Source organism: Geobacillus sp. PK12, from assembly GCF_004123125.1.
GTDB classification, from domain to species: Bacteria; Bacillota; Bacilli; order Bacillales; family Anoxybacillaceae; genus Geobacillus; species Geobacillus zalihae.
On record NZ_SDKL01000059.1, the window covers coordinates 1 to 24,997 of the forward strand.

Here is a 24,997-nt window from a genome sequence, read left to right on the forward strand (position 1 = left end):
TTCCTTCAGATTCTGCGTCGCCGCAGACACCCTTGCGTTAAGCTAACTGTTACTTCTGCCTTCGCAGTTCGGGACTTTCACCCTGTAGACTGCACCCATGCCGGGCGCACACGGTGAAAAAACACCGCCTGCTGTCAGCAGACGGCGTTTCGGTCAGACCCGCACTTTTCCGTATTCTTTCCGCAGTTCGCTCGCAATGATGTTGCGCTGGATTTCCGAGGTGCCTTCGTAAATTTTCGTAATGCGGGCATCGCGGAAGTAACGTTCGATCGGGTAATCTTTCATGTAGCCGAGGCCGCCGTGGATTTGCACGGCCATGTCAGCGATTTTGTTGTACACCTCCGAGCCGAACAGTTTGGCGATGGCCGCTTCTTTGACGACGCGCATCTTTTGGTCGACCATCCAGGCGACGCGGTAAACGGTTGAGCGCAGCACTTCGATCAACATGCTCATTTCCGCCAGCATATGCTGGATCGCTTGCTGCTCGATGATCGGCTTGCCGAACTGCTCACGCTGTTCGGCGTATTCCATGCAGTATTCCAAGAGGCGGATGCACGAACCGAGGTTGCGGGCGGCGAGACCCGCGCGGCCGTTGGCGAGGATTTTGAGAGCGTTGACATATCCCTCGCCTTCTTTTCCGAGCACGTTTTCGACCGGCACTTCCAAGTTGTCAAAAAACAGCTCGGCTGAATGCGATCCGCGCAGTCCCATTTTCCGCTCGACATTACCGACGATAAAGCCGGGGAAATCTTTTTCCACAATAAACGAGGTAATGCCTTTCGGGCCTTTTGACGGATCGGTGACCGCCATCACCGTAAACACGTGGGCGTCGACAGCATTCGTAATGTAATGCTTCGAGCCGTTAATGATGTAGCGGTCGCCTTTGCGGACGGCGGTCGTTTTAATCGCGGCGGCGTTCGAGCCGGCGCTCGGCTCGGTTAAGGCAAAGGCGCCGATCCATTCGCCCGTCGCCATCTTTGGCAAATAGCGCTGCTTTTGTTCTTCCGTGCCGAGCTCCACAATGCCGACCGTGCCAATGCCTGTATGGGCGCCAATTAGCGTCGTATAGCCGTTATGCGTTTTGCCGAGTTCCTCGTAAATAGCGCATTTGCCGACCATCGACAAGCCAAGGCCGCCGTATTCTTCTGGGATGCTTAAGCCGAACAGCCCCATGGCTTTCGATTTTTCAATAATATCTTCTGGAATGTGGTCGTTTTCTTCAATGTCCATGGCCACCGGTTCCACGACTTCTTTCACAAATTTGCGGACGTTTTCTTTTAAAAATTCAATCTCGGCTGGCAACGTAAAATCCATCTTCTTCCCCTCCCCGTGATTCGATTCCATATTTTTGCGCCTTGCGCACAAGGGTCGACGCATCGACACCCAACAGCTTCGCCGCCCGCCGATACGTGCGCGCATGATGAAGCGCTTTGATGATGAGCTGGCGCTCGACGTCCGCCACCGCTTGTTTGAGCGGAACGACCTCGCTGACTGACACCGGATCGGCAGCCGTCGGCGGCTCAAGATGAAGCCATTTGGCCACGTGATCTTCGTCGACGACGGGCGCGGCAGACGTTACAAACATGCGCTCAATGGCGTTGACGAGCTCGCGGACGTTGCCAGGCCAATGGTAGTCCATCATCATCGCAAGCGCCCTGTCGGTGAACACGAGCTGTTTTTGATACTTTTTAGCAAACCGCTTTCGATAATGGTCGACCAACAGCGGGATGTCTTCCTTCCGGTCGCGCAGCGGCGGAATGGCGATCGGCATGACGTTCAGCCGGTAAAACAAATCAGCTCTGAACCGCCCGGCGGCGACCAGCTCTTCAAGCGGTTTGTTCGTTGCGGCGATGATGCGGACATCGATCCGTTTGGGCGCCTCAGCCCCCAAGCGCATAATTTCCATCGACTGAAGCACACGAAGGAGTTTTACTTGCAGGTGGAGCGGGATTTCGCTAATTTCATCGAGAAAAATCGTCCCGCCATCCGCCTGTTCAAAGTAACCCTTTTTTCCTTTTTTCGCCGCACCGGTGAACGCCCCGGGCTCATAGCCGAACAGCTCGGACTCCATCAGCGTCTCCGGAATCGCCCCGCAGTTTACCTTCACAAACGGACGGCCGCTGCGCGCGCTCTGCTTCCAGATGAAGTTCGCTAACTCTTCCTTTCCGACGCCCGACTCTCCGGTTAAAAGCACGGTGACATCCACGGCCGCCGCCTGGCGGGCAATGGCGATCACATGCGCCATCGCCGGCGCCCGGTAAATAAGGTCAGCGCCTTCCTGCCGGCTTAACGTATGAAGGAGCCGTTTTGTCTCCTCAAGTTCGGCGCGAAGCTGCTCCATCTCGGTCATGTCTTTGACGTACACGACAACCCGATCGCCCCGGCCGCCTTCCTCGATGATCGGCACGGCGGAGACGATCAGCGTATTGCCGGTTTCCGCGCCTTGATGGAGCATGGAGCACGGCTGGCAGCGGTCAAGCGCCTGGCGCACAACTTGGTCGAGCGGAGCGGGGATGCGCCCTTGTCCCGCATCCGGGAACAGCGCGGCCCATTTTTGATTTTGCCGGGTGATCGCCCCATTGCGATCCGCGATGGCGATGCCGTCGGTTGCTGCATCCATCACCGTCTGCAGCTCATTGGCAATGCGCTTCACCGTCTCAAGCTCGCTCGAGATGAATTCAATCTCGGAAATGTCTTGAAATACTCCGACCGCCCCCACAACTTTTCCATCGTCGACGATCGGCGACCGGTTCGTAATATAGACGCGCTTGCCGACGCGGTACTTTTCCGTACACCCTTGGCCGGTGCGCACGACATCGAGCAGGCCGGACGGCACGACGACATCGGTCAACAACCGCCCGAGCGCTTCTTCCTTCGTCGTCCGCGCCATCCGTTCCGCGGCCGGATTGATCGAGGTAATGCGCCCTTTTGCATCGATCGACAAAATGCCGTTATGGGCGGCGTTGAACATAGCCTCCAGCTGTTTTAAGCGAAGACGGGACGCCTTTGCCTGCGCCGCCAAATACTGCTCTTTTGTCAATAGACCGGCCAGGCGGCCGCTCTCATCAACAACGGCGCGGAGCAGACTGCCGCCAAACGCGACCTCCTCAAGGCGCGCATGGACCGGAAGTGGCTGCGGCGGCCGCATCACCTCACGAACCGTTTTGCGCCCCTGCACGAGGCCAAACAGCACGTCCTCGGCCGCCACCACCCCGACCATTTCTCCTTCACTGTCGCATGCGATGGCCCCGGCCATCCCTTGCTTGGCCAACGTGCGGGCCGCCTGCTCAAGGGAATCGCTTTCCCAAACAGCAGCGGTTGTTTTCCACATGATGTCTTCTATCGTCATCCCCCATCCCCCTGTCTCGCCTTCACTTTGTTTGGAAAAGCAAACTGCGTGCCAACAAATCAAGCGTCTAATTATTCAGAAAAATGAATCTCCATTCTCCATCGTATCAAACCTTCCGTTGCAAAACAACAACGACTTGTTGCAAAAACGCAACAAACCTGCAGAATGTGTTGTGTTTTTGCCATTCAGACAGCCGGAATCGTTGCGTTTTCGCAACAGCATGGCGCTAGACAACTGCGGGGCAAAGGGCCGGGCTTTCTGAGGCCGCACCGGCCGTATGTCGGTCAGGTTGCAGCGTGGGATGCAGCGATAGGCCTGCGAAATATAGTCCGGGGTTCTCTTAACAGCGGGGCTGTGGCGGCCGCATACCTTGTCCATCCTGTTCTCCTTCTTTTTTCCATCATAAAACTTGTTTTTTCGATGAGAAAATTCATTGTCTTTTTTAAGAATTTCGTTATAATAAAGATTGTTAATGATAGTGATTTTCATTTTCTTAGTCCAAAAGGAGGTGGCCGCATGGTTCGCTTGTATGCCGAGGAGCTCACCGTCCGCTATGACGACCGGACGATTTTCGAACGTTTGTCCGTCCGCATTCCCGATCGGCAAATCACCGCCATCATCGGGCCGAACGGGTGCGGCAAGTCAACGCTGCTCAAGACGTTGACGCGCATCATTTCCCCGCAATCGGGCGCGGTCATTTTAGACGGCCAAGCGATTTCCCAGCAACCGACGAAAGAGCTGGCGAAAAAAATGGCCATTTTGCCGCAGACGCCGGAAGCGACAAGCGGACTGACCGTCGGGGAACTCGTCTCGTACGGCCGCTTTCCGTATCAAAAAGGATTCGGACGGCTGACAAAGCGGGATTATGAAGCGATTGACTGGGCGCTTGACGTCACCAAAACGGCCGACTTAAAGCACCGGCCGGTCGATGCGCTCTCGGGCGGACAGCGGCAGCGCGTCTGGATCGCCATGGCGCTCGCCCAAGAGACCGACATCATCTTTTTAGACGAGCCGACGACGTATTTGGACATCGCCCATCAGCTTGAGGTGCTCGAGCTGCTTGAACGGCTGAACCAAGAAGAAGGGCGGACGATCGTCATGGTGCTTCATGACATCAACCAGGCGGCCCGCTTTGCCGACTATATCATCGCCATGAAAGCAGGAGCCATCATCAAGTCCGGGCGGAGCGAAGACGTTATCTGCCGCGAAGTGCTCCGTGACGTGTTTGGCATCGACGCCGACATCGGCCGCGACCCGCGGACGAACAAACCAATTTGCTTCACTTATCAATTGCTCAAGGAGGCTTAATTCATCATGAGGAAAACATGGCTTGCACTGCTGCTGATGTTCGCGCTTGTGCTAAGCGCATGCGGCAACACCAATAACGGAAAAAAAGAGGACAACGCGTCATCTTCCAAAAATGAAAAGGAGACGGTCACCTTCCAATCGGAAAACGGCCCAGTCGAAATTCCCGCCCATCCGAAACGAATTGTCGCTCTATGGGGAGCTCCTTATATCGTGGCGTTTGGAGTGCCGGTGGTCGGAGCGGATGCCTGGTCCAAAGCAAGTCCCGTTCTGCAGGACAAGCTGAAAGATGCCGAAACGGTCAGCGAAGATGATATTGAAAAAATCATTTCATTAAAACCGGACTTAATTGTCGGATTATCGACAACGAAAAATATCGACAAATTGAACAAAATCGCGCCGACGATCACCTTTACATATGAAAAATACAACTACCGCGATTTAATCTTGCAATACGCCAAGCTCGTCAATAAAGAAGACGAAGCAAAAAAATGGATTAAAGACTTCCAACAACGGGCACAGGAAGCTGGAAAGCAAATTCGGGCGAAAATCGGCGAAAACGCGACGGTGACCGTTGCCGAGAATTTCGGCAAACAGCTGTACGTGTATGGACAAAACTGGGGACGCGGCACGGAAATTTTATATCAAGAAATGAAACTGAAAATGCCGAAAGCGGTTGAAGAGCACGCGCTAAAACCAGGGTATTACGCCGTTTCGCTTGAAGCGCTGCCGCAATTTGTCGGCGACTATCTCATCTTCTGCAAGTACACGGAAGGCGACAGCGACACTTCTTTCATGGAAACGAACACATTCAAAAACATCCCTGCGGTGAAAAACGGCCGCATGTTTGTCGCGGATTCAAAAGCATTCTACTTTAACGACCCGATCACACTCGAGTACCAGCTCGATTTCTTTAAAAAGCACTTTTTAGGTCAATGACCTTGACGACGGGGCGTCCAACCATGGATGTCCCGTCTGTTTCGTATACACAACAAGGAGGAGAGAGACGATGGAAGAGATGCAGCGCCGTTTGCCGTTTCGCTACACCTTTCCGCTATCCGTCCTCATCTTGGCCGCCGTTTGGTTCAGCTCCATGGCCATCGGCGTAGCGGACACCACTTGGCGTGACGTATGGCAAGCCCTGTTTTCCGATCAGGAGGGCAAGACGTTTGATCTCATCCGAGAATTGCGCATTCCGCGCGAGACAGCGGCAGCAGCTGTCGGCGCTGGCCTCGCCGTCGCCGGAGCGATCATGCAAGGAATGACGCGCAATCCGCTCGCTGATCCGGGGCTTCTTGGCCTCACGGCGGGAGCGAACGCGGCGCTGGCCGCCACCCTTGCCTTTTTCCCTTCAGCCGGCTATATCGCCATCACCTTCGCTTGCTTGGCCGGTTCTGCTGCAGGGGCGGGGATGGTCTTTGGCATCGGCGCCGCCCGCAAAGGAGGGTTTTCACCGCTTCGCATCGTCTTGGCCGGTTCAGCGGTCTCGGCGCTTTTGTTCGCCATCGCCGAAGGAATTGGGCTTTATTTCCATATTTCCAAAGACGTGTCAATGTGGACGTCAGGCGGAGTCGCTGGTGTCTCCTGGAAACAGCTGACGGTGATGATCCCGCTCGTTCTTATTGGTTTAGGCATCGCCATTGCGTTTTCACGCCAATTGACCATTTTGAGTCTAAGCGAAGATGTGGCTGTCGGGGTTGGGCAGAAAACGTCCGTCGTCAAGGCTTGGTTGTTTTTCGTCGTGTTTTTGTTGACGGGGGCCTCGGTGTCCATTGCCGGCAACATCACCTTTATCGGCCTGATGATTCCCCACCTCGTGAGGGCGATCGCCGGGGCCGATTATCGCTTTGTCATCCCTCTGTCCGCCGCCATTGGCGCTAGCGCCATGGTCATGGCTGACACGGCCGCGCGCACGATTTACGCGCCGTTTGAAACACCGGTAGCCGCCATCATTGCGGTCATCGGCCTGCCCTTTTTCCTATTCGTCGTGCGGAGAAAAGGGAGGGGATGGGAATGAGAACACGCATGACATCGGTGTTAGGATGGCTCGCTTTGCTCATTCTTGCCACGGTTGCAGTGGCGTTGGGCACAGGCGAAGCGCCGCTCTCATACGGCCGCATCATCCCGACGCTGATCGGCAACGGTTCGATGCAAGAAGAGTTCATCTTGTTTTCGCTTCGCTTGCCGCGCATCGTGATCACCTTGCTAGCGGGGATGGCGCTTGCTTTGTCGGGTGCGATTTTGCAAAGCATTACCCGCAATGACTTGGCCGACCCAGGCGTGCTCGGAATCAACGCTGGGGCTGGAGCGGGCGTGGCCTTATTCTTTTTATTTTTCCCGATCGACGCCGGCACCTTTGTGTACGCCATTCCGCTTGTTGCGTTCGTGAGTGGCTTGTTGACGGCCGCCGTCATTTATGCCATTTCCTATAACAGAACAGCAGGACTCCAGCCTGTGTCATTTGTGCTCACAGGCGTCGGGGTGTCGATGGCGCTCTCCGGGCTGATGATCGTGCTCATTTCTTCCACCGACCGGACAAAAGTCGATTTCATTGCCAAATGGCTCGCCGGCAACATCTGGGGGGATGATTGGCCATTTATTTGGGCCGTGCTGCCGTGGCTGGCGGCCGGCGCATTGGCGGCATTGTACCGAGCCAAGAGCCTCAATATTTTACATTTGGGCGACGCCGTCTCAATTGGCGTCGGCGTCCACGTCCGCCGCGAGCGGCTCGTGCTGATGGCAGCGGCCGTCGCCGTCGCTTCCACCGCCGTCTCCGTAACCGGGGGCATCTCCTTTATCGGCTTAATGGCGCCGCATATCGCCAAGTTGATCGTTGGCCCGCGGCATGAGCGTGTCATTCCGGCCTCCATGCTTATTGGCGGATGGTTGCTGCTTGCGGCTGACACGATCGGGCGCAACGTTCTCGCCGAGCCGCTTCCGGCCGGCGTCATCGTCTCCTTGATCGGCGCCCCATATTTCATTTACTTGTTGCTAAAACGCTGACCGATCCGCTTCCGATCAACGGCGGCAGCGGTCATTTTCACAATCAAGGCCGCAAAAAAGGCGCCGGCATCAAGACATCCGGCGTCTTTTCCATAGGCGGACAGCGGCAACGGTGATGATCAGGCCGATGATGACATACACTACCTCGGCATACATTCCAATCACCTCGGACACTTTCCCCCACGACTGGCCAAGCGCTGCGCCGATCGAAACGAGCGCCGTATTCCAAATCAATGTGCCGAGCACGGACAGCCAGACAAACAGTCCGATATTCATCTTCGCCATGCCCGCCGGGATGGAAATCAAGCTGCGCACCAACGGAATCATGCGGCCAAGAAAGACGGCCCATACCCCATAACGGTGAAACGTCCGGTTCGCCTTGGCGATGTCTTCCGGCTTCACCCGCAGCCATCTCCCCCAACGGTCGACGATCCGCTCGAGCCGTTCAACCGACAACAGCCGGCCAATTCCGTACAGCACCAATGCCCCGGCAACCGAACCGGCGGTCGCCGCCGCAATGACGCCGGGCACCGTCAAAGACGTGTACGTCGTCATAAACCCGCCAAACGGCAAAATGACTTCCGACGGAATCGGTGGAAAAATGTTTTCCAGCGCGATGATCAGAAAAATGCCGATATAGCCGAATTGTTCCATTACATTCGTGATCCACGCCTGCATGGCGCCATTCTCTCCCTTCCGCCCGGCTCATTGTATGTATGCATGTCTCTTTCCTCATTAATGTATGTATATGATATGGTAGTACAAAAAAAGATCCTTTGCAAAAAAGAAAAGCAGCTTGCTTTCGCTCTCCCTTCGATATCACCGGCTTCATCGGCGTCCCGCAAACGAAAGGCCGCCCACCCCCAAGCAGATGAGGATGGACGGCGCGCCCCCCTTGCAACAACCCTTCCATGATTATACCCAACCACGATAGCGAGCTGCTTCTGCTGTTTGGCGCAGCCCGATCATGTACGCCGCCATGCGCATATCCACACGGCGCGATTCCGCCAATTCATAGACGCGATGAAACGCGCTCGTCAATTTCTCTTTCAACTTCTCGACGACTTCCTCTTCCGTCCAATAATAGCCTTGGTTGTTTTGCACCCATTCAAAATAGGAAACCGTCACCCCGCCAGCGCTCGCCAGCACATCAGGCACCAATAGCACGCCCCGCTCCGTCAAGATTTTGGTCGCTTCCAGCGTCGTCGGGCCGTTGGCCGCCTCGACCACAATTTTAGCGCGAATATTCGCGGCATTGTCACGCGTAATTTGATTCGCTACCGCGGCCGGAACTAAAATATCACACTCTTTTTCCAGCAGCTCTTGATTGGTGATGACATTCTCAAACAGCGTTGTCACCGTGCCAAAACTGTCGCGGCGATCCAACAAATACGGAATATCCAGTCCGTTCGGGTCATACAACGCGCCATACGCATCGGAAATGCCAATGACGCGAGCTCCAGCTTCATGCAAAAACTTGGCCAAAAAGCTGCCTGCATTGCCGAATCCTTGAATAATGACCCGCGCCCCCTGCAACTCAATTCCCGCTTTTTTCGCTGCTTCTTCGATGCAAATCGTGACACCGAGCGCCGTCGCTTTTTCCCGACCTTGGGAGCCGCCGAGCACAAGCGGCTTGCCAGTGATAAAGCCAGGCGAATCAAATTCGCGGATGCGGCTATATTCATCCATCATCCACGCCATAATTTGCGAGTTGGTAAACACGTCCGGCGCCGGGATATCTTTGGATGGCCCCACGATCTGGCTGATCGCCCGCACATAGCCGCGGCTGAGCCGCTCCAGCTCACCCATCGACATGTTCCGCGGGTCGCAGACGATGCCACCTTTGCCGCCGCCATACGGCAAACCGACAATTCCGGCTTTGATCGTCATCCACATCGACAGCGCCTTCACTTCTTCCTCGGTGACATCCGGATGAAAACGAATGCCTCCCTTGGTCGGCCCTACGGCATCGCTATGCTGGGCGCGGTAGCCGGTAAACACTTTCACCGTTCCGTCATCCATACGGACGGGAATGCGTACGGTAAGGACGCGCAATGGTTCTTTGAGCAGCTCATACATCTCCTCACCGTAGCCGAGTTTGGCCAGCGCCGCTTTGATCACACGCTGGGTGGAGAGAAACATATTTTCTTCCATCGTCTCATTCGCCTCTTTGACTCGATTTATGGACGGGACAAGACATTCGCAATCCGTTCAAACGCCCAATCCAATTCCTCTTTCGTAATGATGAGCGGCGGTGCGAAACGAATGACCGTCTCATGCGTTTCCTTGCAAAGCAATCCTTGCTCTTTCAGCGCCTCACAGTACGGACGCGCCGGCACATGCAGCTCGACGCCGATAAATAAGCCGCGGCCGCGGATTTCTTTCATATCGGCGTTTCGGATTTGTTTTAGTTTCGAAAGGAAGTATTCGCCAAGCTCAAGCGACCGCTCCGCCAGCCGCTCTTCTTCGATCACCTCAAGCGCCGCGATCGACACCGCGCAGGCGAGCGGATTGCCGCCAAACGTCGATCCGTGCGAGCCGGGTTCAAACACCGACAAAATGTCGCGGTTGGCGACGACGCACGAAATCGGGAACACCCCGCCGCCCAATGCTTTCCCTAAAATATACATGTCAGGCACAACATCTTCCCAGTCGCAAGCAAACAACTTCCCCGTCCGTCCTAGCCCGGTTTGGATTTCATCGGCGATGAACAACACGTTGTGTTCTTTGCACACGTCATAGGCCGCTTTTAAAAAGCCTTGCGGCGGGATGCGGATGCCGGCTTCCCCTTGGATTGGTTCAAGGAGAAACGCTGCCGTATTTGGGGTCAGCGCCGCTTTTAGCGCTTCAATATCGCCGTACGGAATGATTTTCACCCCGGGCAACAGCGGACCAAAACCGCGTTTATAGGCCGGTTCGGACGACAACGACACCGCGGCGAGCGTCCGGCCATGGAAATTGCCTTCACAAACGACGATTTCCGCCTGATTGTCAGGGACGCCTTTCACGTCATACGCCCAGCGGCGCGCCGCCTTGAGCGCCGTTTCCACCGCCTCGGCGCCCGTGTTCATCGGCAGCACCATCTCTTTTTTCGTCAACCGGCACACTTTTTCGTACCACGGGCCGAGCTGGTCGTTATGGAACGCGCGCGATGTGAGCGTCACCCGATCGGCTTGCTTTTTCAACGCTTCAATAATCTTCGGATGGCGATGGCCTTGGTTGACAGCGGAATAAGCGCTTAACATGTCCATATAGCGGTTGCCCTCTGGGTCTTTCACCCATACCCCTTCCGCTTCCGAAATGACAATCGGCAATGGATGATAATTTCGCGCCCCGTATCGCTCCGTCTGTTCAATCAGCTGTTCGGACTTCGTAGCCATCATCAACCGCTCCTTTCCTTATCTGCGTTTCTTCGCTATAAAAGGGCGGACGCCGCCGCCCTTTTTTGGTTTAAAACATTTCCGACACCGTTTTCGCTTGCATATGGAGGATCAAATAGTCCGGGCCGCCCGCTTTCGAGTCAGTACCTGACATGTTGAAGCCGCCAAACGGCTGATACCCGACGATCGCCCCTGTGCAGCCGCGGTTGAAGTACAAATTGCCAACATGGAACTCGTGCCGCGCTTTTTCAAGATTCGCCCGATTGCGCGAGATGACGGCGCCCGTCAAGCCGTATTCCGTGTTGTTCGCGATCTCAAGCGCATGATCGAAATCGCGCGCTTTCGCAAACGCCACGACCGGTCCGAAAATTTCCTCCTGCATGATGCGCGCGTTCGGGTCGACATCCGCAAACACGGTCGGCTGGATGAAGAACCCTTTCGAGTCGTCTCCTTCCCCGCCGGTCATGAGACGGCCTTCCTGCTTGCCGATTTCGATATACTCCATAATTTTGTTGTACGCCCCTTGGTCGATGACAGGCCCCATAAACGTCGCTTGCTCCGCCGGATCGCCGACGTTGAGCTGCTTCGTCAGCTCGACAACGCGATTCAACACTTGGTCATACACATCTTCGACGATAATGGCGCGCGAGCACGCCGAGCATTTTTGCCCAGAGTAGCCAAACGCCGACGCCACGATCGATTGCGCCGCCAGTTCGAGGTCCGCTTCTTTATCGACAATGATGCCGTCTTTGCCGCCCATTTCCGCGATGACGCGTTTCAGCCAAATTTGCCCCGGATGCACTTTCGCTGCCCGCTCATAAATGCGGATGCCGACATCGCGCGATCCGGTGAAGCTGATAAATCGTGTGCGCGGATGGTCGACGAGATAATCTCCGACTTCAGCCCCGCTGCCCGGAATATAGTTCAACACACCAGCCGGAAGCCCCGCTTCTTCCAACACTTCCACAAATTTATACGCCACGACCGGCGTCGCGCTCGCCGGTTTCAACAGCACCGTATTGCCGGTCACAAGCGAAGCAACGGTTGTTCCCGCCATAATGGCAAACGGGAAGTTCCACGGCGAAATGACAACCCCGACGCCAAGCGGAATGTAGAAGAACCGGTTCGTTTCCCCCGGACGGCTCTCAACCGGAATGCCGTCTTTCAACTTCAACATTTGCCGGCCGTAATATTCCATAAAGTCGATCGCTTCCGCGGTATCGGCGTCCGCTTCGCGCCACGGTTTGCCTGCTTCTTTCACCAGCCAAGCGGAAAACTCGTGCTTGCGCCGGCGCACGATCGCCGCCGCCCGGAACAAAATATCGGCCCGCGCTTCCGGGCTCGTCCGGCTCCAAGTGCGAAACGCCTCATCAGCGGATTTCATCGCCCGCTCCGCCAGCTCTTTGTTCGCTTTCGCCACCCGGCCGACCACTTCCGTTTTGTTCGCCGGATTGATCGAAATGATTTTGTCTTCCGTCATCACCCGTTCGCCGCCGATCACAAGCGGATAATCGCGCCCAAGCTCCGATTCCACTTTTTTGAGCGCTGCTAAAAACGCCTCGCGGTTTGCTTCCACGGTAAAATCTGTGAGCGGTTCGTGTCTGTACGGCTGCACCATTTCGTCATCCTCCTTTTTAAAGGCAAAAAAATTTTTCGTTATAAAACGGTTTCATAGTTATATTATGCAAATGATTATGGCTTTTTTCAATGATTTTTACTTGGCGGCCTTGAGCTCCCCTTTTTCTGCGGCTAGGAGCTGAACCCGTTTTTTCGCCACAAGGTGGTAGTACCCATAACACGCAAGGAGAAACGGAATGCCGCAGTAAAGAGCGATCCGTTGATCTGGAATAAACGCCAGCCCGATGATCGTCGCCATATTCAACGCAAACGCCGCGAGCGGCACGAACGGATACAACGGCGTCCGGTATTTCAGATCGCGCACATCGCCGCCTTCGCGCAAAAACGCTTTCCGGCCGAAATAGCTTGACAGCGCGATGGAAGCCCACACCGTGACGGCGCCAAAACCGGCGATCGCCGTCAGCCAGACGTACACCGTATCTTCCGCATACACGCTGCACAACAGAGACAAGCAGCCGATGGCAATGCTGGCAATAAGCGCGTTGATCGGCACGCCGCGTTTCGATAGCTTGCTGAAAAACGGACTGACCATGCCTTGGCGCGACATCGACCAGAGGACGCGCGATGTCGCATATAAGCCCGAGTTGGCCACCGACAGCACCGCCGTAATGATGACAAAATTCATGATATCGGCTGCATACGGAATGCCAATGTTGTCAAACACCTCAACAAACGGGCTTTCCACAACGCCGGCTTTCTCCCACGGAAACAAGCCAGCCAGCACAAAAATGGCCAAAATAAAGAAGATCAAAATGCGCCATATGGTGTTGCGCAACGCAACCGGCACTGTTTTTTCCGGCTCGCGGCTTTCCCCTGCCGCCACGCCGACCAATTCCGTCCCTTGGAACGAAAAGTTCACCAGGATCATCGTCGTAAAAATCGCCCAAAACCCGTTTGGAAACAATCCGCCATGATCAGTAAAATTCGAGAAAAACGGAGCGGGCTGCCCATTTTTCATCTGGATGACGCCAAACATCGCCGCCAGACCAAGAACAATAAACGCGATCACCGTCAGCACCTTGATGCTCGAAAACCAAAACTCCACCTCGCCAAATCCTTTGACAGACAACGCATTGATCAAAAACAAGAGCAAAGCGAAGACGGCGCAAAACACCCATGTCGGCACATCGGGAAACCATCGTTTCATGAGGATGCTGACGGTGAGAAGCTCGATGCCGACTGTCACCGACCAGTTCAGCCATGACAGCCAGCCGATGCAATACCCTACCGCCGGCGAGATGAATTTTGTCGCATACGTCTGATACGACCCGGCATCAGGAATGCGGACGGCCAATTCTCCCAACGAAAGCATGGTCAAATACATGACCAATCCACCAAAAAGATACGCAACGACGGCCCCGCCTGGCCCCGCCTCATGAATCGTATAACCCGATCCTAAAAACAAACCGGTGCCGATCACCCCACCTAGCGCGATCATAAATAAATGCCTGCTTTTTAGCTCTCGTTTCAGTTCTTGCACGGGTTGCATCCGAAAACTCTCCCCTCTCTATGATCGATTTCGCAACCGCTTACATTTTTATCAAACAAACAGAACCCCCTTTTATGCAAAATTATTTTTCAATTTTTCGTGTATCACAACTTTATTATGAAGTTATTTTTTTCTATTTTCAATATATTTAGCAAAAATTTTTTTTACATCTTTCTTTCCCTTCCCGTCTCCCATCCACCTTATGCTATAATACAAAAAAGAGAGGTGCTGATCGTGAACCGGGATATGGAAACGCTTTTATCGATGTATGAGCAAATTCTCGAACTGATCGACCTTGGCGTCCATGCGGTCGATCAACATGGGAAAACCGTCATTTACAACCGGAAAATGCGGGACATCGAGGGTATGAACATCGAGGACGTGCTCGATAAAAACATTTTGGACGTCTTCCGCTTCAACCCGGAGCAGCCGAGCACGCTGCTGGAAGCGCTGCGCACCGGTGAAAGCATTCTGAACAAGCAGCAAACGTATTTCAATAACAAAGGACAAGCCGTGACAACGGTCAATCAAACACACCCGCTGCAAAAAGACGGGCGCATCATCGGCGCCGTGGAAATCGCCAAAGACATCACGAAGTTCCGCAAACTGATCCAAGAACACCACCAACGCGGGGAAGCCGGCCGCACGTTTGCGGACATCATCGGCCAAAGCGAAGCCATGCAAAAGGCCATCCGCCTTGCTCGTCATGCCGCCCGCTCCGAAGCGTCCGTGCTGCTCATTGGGGAGAAAGGGACAGGAAAAGACTTGCTCGCTTCCTGCATTCACCATGAAAGCGAACGGCGAGCGAAGCCGTTTTTTGCGCAAACGTGTTTGTCGCTTCCGGACGATTGGATGGAAACGATGCTGTTTGGCAGCGAAGAAGACGGCGAGATCCAGCCCGGCTTGTTTGAACAAGCGGACGGCGGCACTGTGCTGCTTGACGATATCGACTCGTTAAGCCTGCCGCTTCAACAAAAACTTGCCCGTTTCCTGCAAGAAAAACAGTTTGTCCGCGCCCATGGCCAAAAACCGGTTCGTGCGGACGTTCGCCTTATCGCCTCGACAAGCGGCGACCCGATTGACGCGGTCCAAAACGGGGAATTGCTCAAATCGCTTTACTACCAAATTGCCGTCCACTGCATCGTCCTGCCGCCGTTGCGCGAACGGAAAGAGGACATTTTGCCGCTCGCTATCCATTTCATCCGTCAAGGCAACGAGCGCTATGGCCTACATGTCGAAGGACTCGGCGATGACGTGCAAGAGGCGTTTCTTGCTTACAGCTGGCCCGGCAACGTGCGCGAACTGGAGGCCGTCATGTTGGAAACGATGGCGACGATGGAACAAGAACAAACCATCACCCTCGCCCATCTGCCTGCCCCTTTTCGAGCCAAGCTGGCGCCCGACGAAGCGAAAACGGACTTTTTGTTCGATACGGAAGATATGTTGCCGCTTGACAAATACATGGAAGAAGTCGAAATTTACTACATCCGCAAGGCGCTGCAGCATCACGGCTTCAACATCACAAAAACGGCCAAAGCGCTCGGCTTAAGCCGACAAAACTTGCAATACCGCATCCGCAAGTACCAGATTGATAAGGAATGGGGATAAGCTGCAGTTGGCGATCGTACGGCCAAAAGGACAGGGGAGGTCGCTGTGGATGATCGACGCTCATATTCATCTCGATCAGTACACGGACATCGAGGAACAAATCAACCGTTGGCAAGAAGCGGGCATCATCGGCGTCGTCGCCGTATCCACCGATTTGCGCTCAAGCTGCCGAACGCTCGAGTTGAAACAGCGATTCCCTTCCTTCGTCTACGCCGCCATCGGTTTTCATCCCGAGCAACCGCTGCCAAGCGCAGCCGATTGGAACGAATGGACAGAGCTTGTCAAACAAGAGCGGCCGCTGCTCGCCGCCATCGGCGAAGTCGGGCTGCCATACTATTCAGCGGAAGCATGCGCCAAGCTGCCCGCGTATCAAGAACGATTAACCGAAATCGCGGCCATCGCCGCGGATGCCTCCTTGCCGCTCGTTCTTCACGCCGTCTACGACCGCGCCGAAACCGCCTTGGCCATCTTGCAGCAAGCTGGCGTCCGACAAGCCCATTTCCACTGGCTGAAGGCCGAGCCTGCCGTGGTCAAACAAATCATCGAGTACGGCTGCTACATTTCCGTCACTCCAGAAGTGTGCTACCGCGAGCGCGACAAGCAGCTGTTATCCCTCGTTCCCATCGAGCAGCTGCTCCTTGAAACCGATGGCCCATGGCCGTTTGCAGGCCCGTTTGCCGGAAAACTGACAACGCCGTTATGGCTATTGGACTCCGCGCGAGCCGTGGCGGCACACTATGGCCGAGATATCGAACAAGTCAAAACCATGATCACGGCGAACACAAAACGGCTTTACGGTTGATCTTCCTTATCGTACGATGAAACCAAATCTACATCGAAATGAGGGAAACATGATGGATCATAATGAGCGAGTGCGCCAACAGCTGATCAAAAGCGTTTCCGGGCTGTCGGACGAACAGCTGAACACCCGGGCGGCGAAAGGGAGTTGGACCATCGCCCAAGTGCTCGAACACCTGTACTTAATCGAAACATCGATCGCAGCCATGATCGCCCATACAGTAAAGCATGGCGAGAGCCAGCCGGTTGAGGAGAAACCGATCCACTTGACCGTTGACCGTTCTAAAAAAGTGGAGGCGCCTGATTTCGCCCGCCCGAGCGACCGCTTTTTCACTCGACACGAACTGGAAGAAAAATTGCATCAATCGCGGCAGCGGTTGCGCCAAATCACGGAGCAAGCCAATCCGGCTGACTTGGAAGCCAAATCGTTCCCGCATCCCATTTTTGGGCCACTGAATTTGAAGCAATGGGTGGAATTTGTCGGCTACCATGAACAGCGCCACCTCGCGCAAATTGAAGAAATCAAGGCACAGCTTCCGTGAGGAGCGGGCGGCTCATCAAGGAAAAAGCCGAGCAACGACCAGCCAAATCCCGCCCTGCTCGGCTTACAACGATTTTCCATCTTCATGCGAACGCTCCACTGCCCCTGTCACAGCAATTGTTTTCACTTGCTTTAACGTCGCCACGATGAGAAAACTGACAATAACGAGCAAACACCATGAACTCACCTTCCCAAGATGAACAAGGCTCCACGCCTTCGCCTGGTTTGGATATTGCCAAGCGCCAAAAAAGGTGGCGATGTTTTCCGCGATCCAGATGAAAAACCCGATCAGCAAAAACGACAAAACAAGCGGCATCCGGTAGCGGATTCCCCCGACCTCATACGTCACCCATGACCGCCAAAAGACAAGCATGACGAGGCTTGAGAGCCACCAACGAACGTCCACCCAATAATGGTGGGTGAAAAAATTCAAGTAAATCGCCGAAGCGAGAGGAACGACCATCCAAAACGGCGGCCATTGCACCAACTCCACCTTCAGCCTTCGCCACGCCTGGCAAAGATAGCTGGCGACGCTCGCATACATAAAGCCGCTGTACAAGGGCACGCCAAAGATTTTCGTATACCCCTCTTCCGGATACGACCACGAACCCATGCGCACTTTAAACAGCTCGAGCGCAAGTCCAATGACGTGGAACAAGGTGATCACTTTGAGTTCATCCCGCGTTTCCATCCCTGACCGCACCATCCACCATTGCATGAGCAGGCAAATAACAAGCAGCCAATCATACCGCGGCAACAGCGGAAGCGGCGCGAGCTTCGTCAGCGCCAATGAGGCAAAAATGACAACCGGAAACACGCAAGATTGCGCCTGCGCCCAACCGAAGCGAACAAGCTGCACAAACGCTTTGATCAGCCGCGACGTTCTGCCAAACTGGCGCACCCGGACGATCATGAGGCCAAACGGTGGAGATTCGTCCACCGCTAGCTCTTGCTTTTCCCCTTTCAAGCCGTCCCCTCCCTGCTCACGGATTTGACTCCCCTTCATCACTTCGATACTCCAAAATGTCCCCGGGCTGGCAATCGAGCGCCTTGCAAATGGCTTCAAGCGTCGAGAAACGGATCGCCTTCGCCTTCCCGTTTTTCAAGATCGACAAATTCGCCATCGTGATCCCGACTCTCTCCGACAGCTCGGTGACGCTCATCTTCCGCTTCGCCAACATGACATCAAGATTCACGATAATCGGCATGCCATCCACCTCAAATGGTCAACTCATTTTCTTGTTTGATTTCAATCGCCTGCTGCAGCAGCTTTTGCAACACCGCGGCGAACACAGCGATGACAAGCGACGCAAACGGCACAATCAGACCGACGAAGATGACTCCCGGAGCATCGTCTTTCTCGGCGAACAAGTAAAACAGCGGCAAGACAAGCAAATGCAGCCCGCTGATGGCGACGGCGCAATGTTTGATCGTCTTTAACGCTTTCACCGACGCCTCGGAAAACGCGTCGTTTCGGTCAATATACACTAACAACCGGAACGCCTGATACAAAGCGAAGTAGAACGGCAGCGCGGACGCCTCAAACACAAGATAAACAAAATACTTGATCCAAGGGAACGTTGGCACCAGCTTGACAGCCACCTTCGCAAGCGCAGGAACCAAAAATAGGCACAATGCCAAAACCGGAAGGCCGATCAACACTAAAGACGCCTTCAAAAACAACGTTTCCCGTTTCATCGAAACACCTCACTGACTCGTTTTCGACTTTATTGTAATGAATGTCTTATCGTTTATCAATAAATAATTGTTGATTTAAATTAAATTTTTTCTGCAAAACAGCAAAAAGAAAAGACGTCCCCACACGGTAACGCCCGACCATACCTATTGAGACAACAGGCACACCGTATTCACTTCCACGCCGCCCATTACCAATCGATTCGCTTTCCATCCCGGAAAAAGCCGCCGTTCGGCCCGTCAGGCCTGATTCTGCTATTTAACCGCACTCCCCCCAATTACTCGTTTTTCATCGACAGCCCGTGCTTTCGCGGAAATCATAATAGGATACCCTCCTTCAATCCATAAATTTCATCAACACCTGTCTATCATTATAAAAGAAAGAGGGCACTTTCAATGGTTAGATCAAGACAATTCGTTGATTATTCAACAAATTGTATGAAATTATCGATGATCGATTCGATGTTTTCTTTTCCAACATCGTCATCCTCGCAAAGGAACAAACCCTACCAAAGATTCCCGATCATGAGGTCATATCGAAAACAACATCCGCCCGTTTAATCGGCTCTTCGGTTTCCAAATAATAGTCTTCTGCTTTCCAATACCGGTTGATGAACTTTTGGATGTTTTGTTTCACTTGATCGTTTTCACGGGCAAAGCGAATCTCCCGCGGACAATCCAAATAGACGACGAAATCAAAAAACGGCCTCCATTCTTTCCTTTGCAGAAAAACACCTTCAATCATGATCATGTCCGAATCAGAGAGATAAACCGTTCGCTTGGAGTGCGTATCGGTCTCATGATCATAAAACGGGAGGGTCAGCTGGTGGGATGCTTTGAGTTGACGGAACAACTGATGCGTTAGCCACTCCACATCCCACTGTAAATAATAATATTCAAACCATTCCTCGTTTCCCGTATGATAACGTTTGGCTCGCTCGACAATATGATCATCCATGTGAAAAACGCACACGGAGATGCCTTGCTCCCGCAACGTTTGACTCAGCTGATTGGCGAATGTCGTTTTGCCCGATCGGCTTAGCCCATCAATCCCGAGGACCAATCGGCCCGCTGTTTTGATCGCCAAAATGGTCTTGCATAAGAAGTCGATGCGATCACGCAACCCCATCCCCCCTCATGTATTTTTCGGATAGCCTATCTATAAAGGACCAATTCAAAATCGCCCTGCTGCGGCGGAAAAGAAGCGGTTTTTCCCGATGAACTCCGCTGTTTTTTCCGCTGCTTCCGTTTTCCTTTTCCAGCGATCACTTGCTCTAACCCTTTTCCCATTAATTTAAAGGCAAAAATGGCAACGATAAAGGCAACACACGGCCCGACAACAATCCATTGGTCAAGCATCATTTCCCGATAGGAAAGACCGATCAAGCCGGACCATTCGTTCGAAAGGGAGAGCGCCACCTTCTCCGGAGGGCCCAACCCATCGGAATCATATATAACTTTTACGCCTCCTAGCAATATTTGAAACGCCCCGAGATGCACAAGCAGCAAGAGCGACTGCACCGTCTGCTGGGTAAACAGCAAAAACAGCCGCGGCCGCATATACGGGAGAACGTGCTTGCGGATGAGCCAAACGTGATCAGCTCCCATCAGCCGGGAAGAAACGACAAATTCATTTTGCAAAAAGACAGCGATATCATTGCCGATGACCAGCATTAACGGCGGAAGCGCAACAGCCGCAAGCACCAATAGTTGTTTGATCAACACTCCCATTCCAGCTCCTTGCTCCTCCAATGGAATGAAAGCAAAAAAGAGCATCGTTAAAAAGATCGCCGGCACAAACCGAAAGGCGCGGACGATGGACTCGGCAATAAACCGAAATTTCTGCAAATAAAAAGCATACACGATTCCGCCGACCGTCCCAAACACAAGCCGCAGCAAACTGACCGCCAATGCGGTGACAATCGTATATTTCGCCCCATCGATGACTTTCCAAAACACGTCTTCACCTTGGCGATCGACGCCAAACGGGTGGGCCCAGCTCGGCGGGTATGGAGGAACGTCAACGAGCCGCCCAGCCTCATTGTAGATCTGCTTCGGCGGCTGGGGAATGATGTCTTTCAGCCAATAAGAATAGAAAAAACTGGCCAGCAATAGACCAGCCGCGATGATAAACCCTGCCGCAAAATACACGTTGCGGAATGCGCGCATCACGCCACCCCCCTCTCGATTCCCGTCAAATAAGCAATCACTCGTTTCCCGGCCACATCAATGAGGTAAAATGGCAAAAACAGCATGGCAAGACCGATAGCCACTACTTCCGGCGTATGGAGCTGCTCATACAAAAACCGGAACAATCCGTGCATATTAAACAAATATTCCGCCACTAACAAGTTCGACAGCATAAACCAAAACAAATATTGGACGTTAGAAAACACGGTGATCAGCGCGTTGCGGAACATATGGCGCCATAGCACTGCCGTTTTTGACAATCCTTTCGCTAGCGCATATTCGACGTATGGCTTGTCTTTTTCCTCCGTAAACGCAAGAAATGTCATTTGGAACAGCAGAATGGAAGGCAAAATGGAAATCATGACAATCGGCAGCACGTATACATTGTCAAAACCGGCAACAGGATTGACAATAAGCAAATCTGTCTTTTTAAACACCCAGATGACAAACAGTTGCGTAGAAAAAATAAAAATAACATCGGGGATCGACTCAAGAAAAAACGCGATTCCTTTCACCATTTTTTGCAGCGGACGCGGAAGCAAAAAGCAGATGTAGGCTCCCGTAACGGCTATAAGGAAGGAAACAGCCAGCGCCCCCCATAAAATAACAAGGGAATAGGCATACGGCTCCATCATCGTTGAGAGCAGGGGAGCATTGTGCCATTGCGAGAGCGAAACCGTTATATCACGAATAGAAAAAAAGCTCCAAAACAGCTGCTGAAATTGCTGCCAAAATACCGTGATCATTTGCGGGCTCGGGAACAAGGAATAGCTTTGCGCAAACGCGATAATCGCCATAATCGTGAAAATGGTAAGCAACAAATCCGCCAGCACCGTCAAGGCGAGCTTCCATTTCTTCATAAGGCCGATCCCTCCCTCAGAGCACAGGCAAACGATTGCTACATGTTCCTTTCATCTGTAAGCTGCCAGTGCTTGCATGTTAATAAGATGGTGGCGGTGGAGGCAATGTTTCTGCTAACATGGATTGCTGTCCTCCCATTCCATCGCCTATTTTCAAGATGCGGTCATACATTTTAATTCCTACATAGGTTTGTCCGTCTGTTTGATATTCTACCCTGCCCGACGAGTCTTTTTTGATAAGCTCTCCCTTTTCGCCATACTTCTCTTTTACGTGCTTCGGCTGCAATTCTGGCAAAAACATCACATCCAGCTCATATTCCTTAGCTCGCTCCGGTCTTTTCGCGCTCCATGAATAACTTCCGTCTTCCCCAACGTTTACTTTTTCCTCGAGTACCTGTTTGCCCCCCTCGATTTCTTTCATCACAATTTGCACGACGGCGCCTTTTGGCAAATTGCTGTTTCCGTTTAGCACCACTAGGTCACCGATCGTTTTGACCGCACCACCTAATTTTACCGTTTGCTCCACTTTCGGTTTGGCACAGCCAACTAGCACCAATAGCAACAACAACGTAAGGACCACCGTCATTCGGATATCCTTCATAAAAACCCTCCTTATATGTATGTATAAGCATCTTTTAAAAAGAAAAATAGTATACGATGTGAAATATTAGGTTAACCATTTCGTTCAAATGAATCTGATAATCTTTATCCGACGATAAACAAGGCTTCCAAAAATGATTCGGAAAATTCTTTAATATTTACGCCCAACCATCACTATTGCTTTTTTGTTGTTTCTTAAGTTCAACCATGATATGACCAGCTTTGGTATATTTCTAACAATGGTAAATCATTATGATTCTCGGTTTTGTGATGAAATGTACAGTGTCTGGCGAAATGGCCTCTCTTTTAGAAGTATGATGTCAAAGGATTGTTGTTGAAAAACTAGTTTTTCCATTCACTCTTGGAGACAATGGGGGATCTGCATCACTAATTGGTTACCTTCGTGTCTTTTTAGGTGGTTGCTCTGAAATCTTCCATCAATTAACATAAGACTTAGTTCTTTAGGATTTTTCATCCCTGTACTAATCTCGATTTCTTCTGACTGATTTATCACATATAAATAAGGTGTACTATGAACTTTAGATGTATGAAAGAGGTATGCAACTTTGATATATATTATTGATTCATTGATGTTTTCTAAAACAAGCTGATCATTATTCCTTTTATCGTTGTTTATTAACATAATTTTAAACGTTAGTTCGATTGCTAAAGATGAAGCAAGCTTTTTCCGCCTGCTTCATCTCATCCATACAGTGGTTTCTATATCCGTTCCTTTCGCAACCGCTTATAACAGGCTTGTACGTTAGGAGTACCCCAATCACCCTCCGTAATAAAATCCGGTTTCCTTCAGTGTCAGCGGATCTCCTTCCCGATGCACACCGGCATTGATGACTTCGCCTACATAAATATAGTGATCGCCTTTTTCTACTTTTTCGACAACTTTGCACTCAAAGAAGCTGAGCGCATCTTTAAAAATCGGACATCCTGTTTCTTCGGTATAGAATTCGTACCCTGCCAGCTTATTTCCTTCCGGTTCTAAAGATTTAAAGAAAGCGGTGACCATATCCTTCTGGCCTGTTTCCAAAATATTGACGCTAAATACGCCACCTTTGGCAATTTGCTCTTGGGAACGGGTGCCTACTTTCACTGCAACCGCTACCAATGGAGGATTAAAAGACGTTTGTGTCAGCCAGTTTCCCGCAAAAGCATTGGCAGTACCGTTTTCATCTTTTGTGCCGACAATGTATAAACCGTATGTAATTCCACGTAAAGCCGTTTTTTTCGCCTTGGCATCCATGTATGGAACTCCTCCTTCCGTAAAAATCGTGTTTTTCAGTTGTGTAGATGTTCTTATTTTCCATTTTATCCAAGCTAATTATATCTGTCTAGCTTTTCATTTTTAAGAAACATAGGGAGATTTCACAACTTACAATACAGCGGACGAACACAAGTTTTCAAGAAAACGAAAGATGGCATAATCCTTTATTGAAAAAGTGGATGGAAGAATACCCCTTAAAAAAAAGTGGGTGTCCCAAAAGTAGAAAATGGGACACCCTCATTTTAAAGAGTCCAGTATACAACTTTTTTGTCACTTAACCGGATTGACCCCCTAAATTTGGACACATCCTATCTTAATTTTAGGTTATTCTCAAAATTTCTCGTTTTTTCTTGGCAAGAAGACAAAATCCTCTTGCCTTATACGCGAACTTCTTTGATGATTAACGATTCCGTTTGCGCTTTTTTGTAAAATTCACGCGGTGGAAGATCGAGAATACTCGAATGAATCCTTCGCTCGTTATAAAATTTCATGTACTCCATCACGGCTTGATAAGCTTCTTCATAGCTGTCAAACGCCATTCTTCCTAGACATTCCTCCTCCAGTAAACGATGAAACGCTTCAATATGTGCATTCATATTCGGCGTCCGTGGTGGAATCCGTTCATGTTCGATTCCAAATCGCTCACAGGCAGCTTCAAAGGCATGAGAAATAAATTGCGGGCCGTTGTCTGTCCGAATCACAGGTTTATTTGCCTGTTCAAATTGCTGACGCTTGAATAACGCTCTTTGAAGCGTCTTTACGGCATCGCTTGCTGAACAACTCAACCCAATATGGTAATCAATTACCGAACGGTCATACACATCGATGAGCGACAAAACAAAGAAAAAGCGTTCTTCTCCTTCGATATATCCGTATTTCACGTCCATTTCCCATAACTGATTCGAGCCTGTAATAATGCGATTTCGAGCGAGTTTCTTCGGATATGGAATCCGTTTCTCTCGCTGCGGACGTAGTAAGTCCATCGCTTTACACAATCGATATACTTTTTTCTTACTGATCACAAGCTGATGGTCTCTTCTTAACTGAATGGTCAGCTTGCGATATCCGTAGGCAAATCCTTCTCCCATCACAAGCTCAGAGAGCCATTCTTGGATTTGTTCGTCTGACACTTTTTCGCCAGTTGCCGTTAGAGAGTAGCCGGGTGTTGGACGTCCCCCACCTACTGTTTTCTTCTCGACTTTTCCGTTCTGCTGATAATAGTTAAGTCCATATAATTGTGTAAAAAGGGAAATAGAAAAAGA

At 51.9% G+C, this 24,997-nt stretch carries 25 protein-coding genes; 7 read left to right on the forward strand and 18 right to left on the reverse strand.

Features of this window, described 5'->3' with window-relative positions; translation table 11 throughout:
* Nucleotides 1-153: 153 nt before the first annotated feature.
* From ETR37_RS15720 to ETR37_RS15730, 3 genes are all read right to left on the reverse strand, one after another.
* Nucleotides 154-1,314 carry an acyl-CoA dehydrogenase family protein gene (locus tag ETR37_RS15720; RefSeq protein WP_033005322.1) on the reverse strand — a complete coding sequence of 387 codons (1,161 nt, stop codon included), beginning with the start codon at nt 1,312-1,314 and terminating at the stop codon, nt 154-156.
* On the reverse strand, nt 1,286-3,349 hold the full coding sequence (locus ETR37_RS15725) for a sigma-54-dependent Fis family transcriptional regulator (RefSeq protein WP_033005319.1): 2,064 nt from the start codon (nt 3,347-3,349) through the stop codon (nt 1,286-1,288). Before ETR37_RS15725 ends, ETR37_RS15720 begins: the two co-directional genes overlap by 29 nt.
* 75 nt (nt 3,350-3,424) lie before the next feature.
* Nucleotides 3,425-3,838, reverse strand: a complete 414-nt coding sequence (locus tag ETR37_RS15730) for a hypothetical protein (protein ID WP_235048610.1) — start codon at nt 3,836-3,838, stop codon at nt 3,425-3,427.
* Nucleotides 3,839-3,865: 27 nt separating this feature from the next.
* On the opposite strand from ETR37_RS15730, the gene ETR37_RS15735 reads away from it, so the two are divergent.
* The 4 genes from ETR37_RS15735 (at nt 3,866) to ETR37_RS15750 (ending at nt 7,657) form a co-directional block, all read left to right on the forward strand.
* Complete coding sequence (locus tag ETR37_RS15735) at nt 3,866-4,657, forward strand: ABC transporter ATP-binding protein (protein ID WP_033005316.1); 792 nt, start codon at nt 3,866-3,868, stop codon at nt 4,655-4,657.
* A 6-nt stretch (nt 4,658-4,663) separates the two neighbouring features.
* Complete coding sequence (locus ETR37_RS15740) at nt 4,664-5,593, forward strand: iron-hydroxamate ABC transporter substrate-binding protein (RefSeq protein ID WP_020754694.1); 930 nt, start codon at nt 4,664-4,666, stop codon at nt 5,591-5,593.
* A 70-nt stretch (nt 5,594-5,663) separates the two neighbouring features.
* Nucleotides 5,664-6,671 (forward strand): FecCD family ABC transporter permease, encoded by a 1,008-nt coding sequence (locus ETR37_RS15745; protein ID WP_129447498.1) that lies wholly within the window; start codon nt 5,664-5,666, stop codon nt 6,669-6,671.
* A complete protein-coding gene (locus ETR37_RS15750; protein WP_033005315.1) occupies nt 6,668-7,657 on the forward strand; it encodes a FecCD family ABC transporter permease in 990 nt (329 codons plus the stop codon). Before ETR37_RS15745 ends, ETR37_RS15750 begins: the two co-directional genes overlap by 4 nt.
* Nucleotides 7,658-7,726: 69 nt before the next feature.
* Here the strand turns inward: ETR37_RS15750 and ETR37_RS15755 are convergent, their stop codons facing one another.
* The 5 genes from ETR37_RS15755 to ETR37_RS15775 all read right to left on the reverse strand — a co-directional run bounded on the left by ETR37_RS15755 (nt 7,727) and on the right by ETR37_RS15775 (nt 14,164).
* On the reverse strand, nt 7,727-8,335 hold the full coding sequence (locus tag ETR37_RS15755) for a DedA family protein (protein WP_020754691.1): 609 nt from the start codon (nt 8,333-8,335) through the stop codon (nt 7,727-7,729).
* A 237-nt stretch (nt 8,336-8,572) separates the two neighbouring features.
* The gene (locus ETR37_RS15760; protein WP_013144008.1) at nt 8,573-9,811 is read right to left on the reverse strand and encodes a Glu/Leu/Phe/Val family dehydrogenase; all 1,239 of its coding nucleotides are present in this window, start codon (nt 9,809-9,811) and stop codon (nt 8,573-8,575) included.
* A 26-nt stretch (nt 9,812-9,837) separates the two neighbouring features.
* Nucleotides 9,838-11,037, reverse strand: a complete 1,200-nt coding sequence (locus ETR37_RS15765) for an ornithine--oxo-acid transaminase (protein ID WP_033005314.1) — start codon at nt 11,035-11,037, stop codon at nt 9,838-9,840.
* Nucleotides 11,038-11,107: 70 nt separating this feature from the next.
* The gene (gene pruA, locus ETR37_RS15770) at nt 11,108-12,655 is read right to left on the reverse strand and encodes an L-glutamate gamma-semialdehyde dehydrogenase (RefSeq protein ID WP_129447499.1); all 1,548 of its coding nucleotides are present in this window, start codon (nt 12,653-12,655) and stop codon (nt 11,108-11,110) included.
* 96 nt (nt 12,656-12,751) lie between these two features.
* The gene (locus tag ETR37_RS15775; protein WP_129447500.1) at nt 12,752-14,164 is read right to left on the reverse strand and encodes an amino acid permease; all 1,413 of its coding nucleotides are present in this window, start codon (nt 14,162-14,164) and stop codon (nt 12,752-12,754) included.
* Nucleotides 14,165-14,398: 234 nt separating this feature from the next.
* Here ETR37_RS15775 and ETR37_RS15780 point away from each other — a divergent pair, with 234 nt between their 5' ends.
* From ETR37_RS15780 to ETR37_RS15790, 3 genes are read left to right on the forward strand one after another with little or no spacing between them, the layout of a single operon-like run.
* Nucleotides 14,399-15,772, forward strand: a complete 1,374-nt coding sequence (locus ETR37_RS15780) for a sigma-54 interaction domain-containing protein (RefSeq protein WP_129447501.1) — start codon at nt 14,399-14,401, stop codon at nt 15,770-15,772.
* Between the two features lie 49 nt (nt 15,773-15,821).
* Nucleotides 15,822-16,574, forward strand: a complete 753-nt coding sequence (locus tag ETR37_RS15785) for a TatD family hydrolase (protein WP_129447502.1) — start codon at nt 15,822-15,824, stop codon at nt 16,572-16,574.
* A gap of 49 nt (nt 16,575-16,623) precedes the next feature.
* A complete protein-coding gene (locus ETR37_RS15790) occupies nt 16,624-17,112 on the forward strand; it encodes a DinB family protein (protein WP_060788408.1) in 489 nt (162 codons plus the stop codon).
* A gap of 63 nt (nt 17,113-17,175) precedes the next feature.
* On the opposite strand, the gene ETR37_RS15795 is transcribed toward ETR37_RS15790, so the two are convergent.
* The 10 genes from ETR37_RS15795 to ETR37_RS15835 all read right to left on the reverse strand — a co-directional run.
* Nucleotides 17,176-18,078: a DUF817 domain-containing protein gene (locus tag ETR37_RS15795; protein ID WP_174520681.1), complete on the reverse strand. Its 903-nt coding sequence runs from the start codon at nt 18,076-18,078 to the stop codon at nt 17,176-17,178.
* A gap of 16 nt (nt 18,079-18,094) precedes the next feature.
* Nucleotides 18,095-18,319, reverse strand: a complete 225-nt coding sequence (locus ETR37_RS15800; RefSeq protein WP_013144000.1) for a helix-turn-helix domain-containing protein — start codon at nt 18,317-18,319, stop codon at nt 18,095-18,097.
* 10 nt (nt 18,320-18,329) lie between these two features.
* Nucleotides 18,330-18,809, reverse strand: coding sequence for a DUF2975 domain-containing protein (locus ETR37_RS15805; protein ID WP_011229691.1), 480 nt, complete (start codon nt 18,807-18,809; stop codon nt 18,330-18,332).
* Nucleotides 18,810-18,855: 46 nt separating this feature from the next.
* Entirely contained in the window at nt 18,856-19,020 is a 165-nt protein-coding gene (locus ETR37_RS19235) for a hypothetical protein (RefSeq protein ID WP_164978014.1), read from the reverse strand.
* Nucleotides 19,021-19,329: 309 nt separating this feature from the next.
* Complete coding sequence (locus ETR37_RS15810; protein WP_240432104.1) at nt 19,330-19,935, reverse strand: kinase; 606 nt, start codon at nt 19,933-19,935, stop codon at nt 19,330-19,332.
* 26 nt (nt 19,936-19,961) lie between these two features.
* A complete protein-coding gene (locus ETR37_RS15815; protein ID WP_060788409.1) occupies nt 19,962-20,975 on the reverse strand; it encodes an ABC transporter permease in 1,014 nt (337 codons plus the stop codon).
* Complete coding sequence (locus tag ETR37_RS15820; RefSeq protein ID WP_060788410.1) at nt 20,975-21,856, reverse strand: ABC transporter permease subunit; 882 nt, start codon at nt 21,854-21,856, stop codon at nt 20,975-20,977. The genes ETR37_RS15815 and ETR37_RS15820 overlap by 1 nt, the downstream gene beginning before the upstream one ends.
* Nucleotides 21,857-21,935: 79 nt before the next feature.
* Nucleotides 21,936-22,457, reverse strand: coding sequence for a hypothetical protein (locus ETR37_RS15825; RefSeq protein WP_047817667.1), 522 nt, complete (start codon nt 22,455-22,457; stop codon nt 21,936-21,938).
* A 777-nt stretch (nt 22,458-23,234) separates the two neighbouring features.
* A complete protein-coding gene (locus ETR37_RS15830) occupies nt 23,235-23,714 on the reverse strand; it encodes a flavin reductase family protein (protein WP_129447503.1) in 480 nt (159 codons plus the stop codon).
* A gap of 398 nt (nt 23,715-24,112) precedes the next feature.
* Nucleotides 24,113-24,997: IS3 family transposase (locus ETR37_RS15835; RefSeq protein ID WP_129447504.1), on the reverse strand; the 885-nt coding region annotated here is incomplete at its 5' end.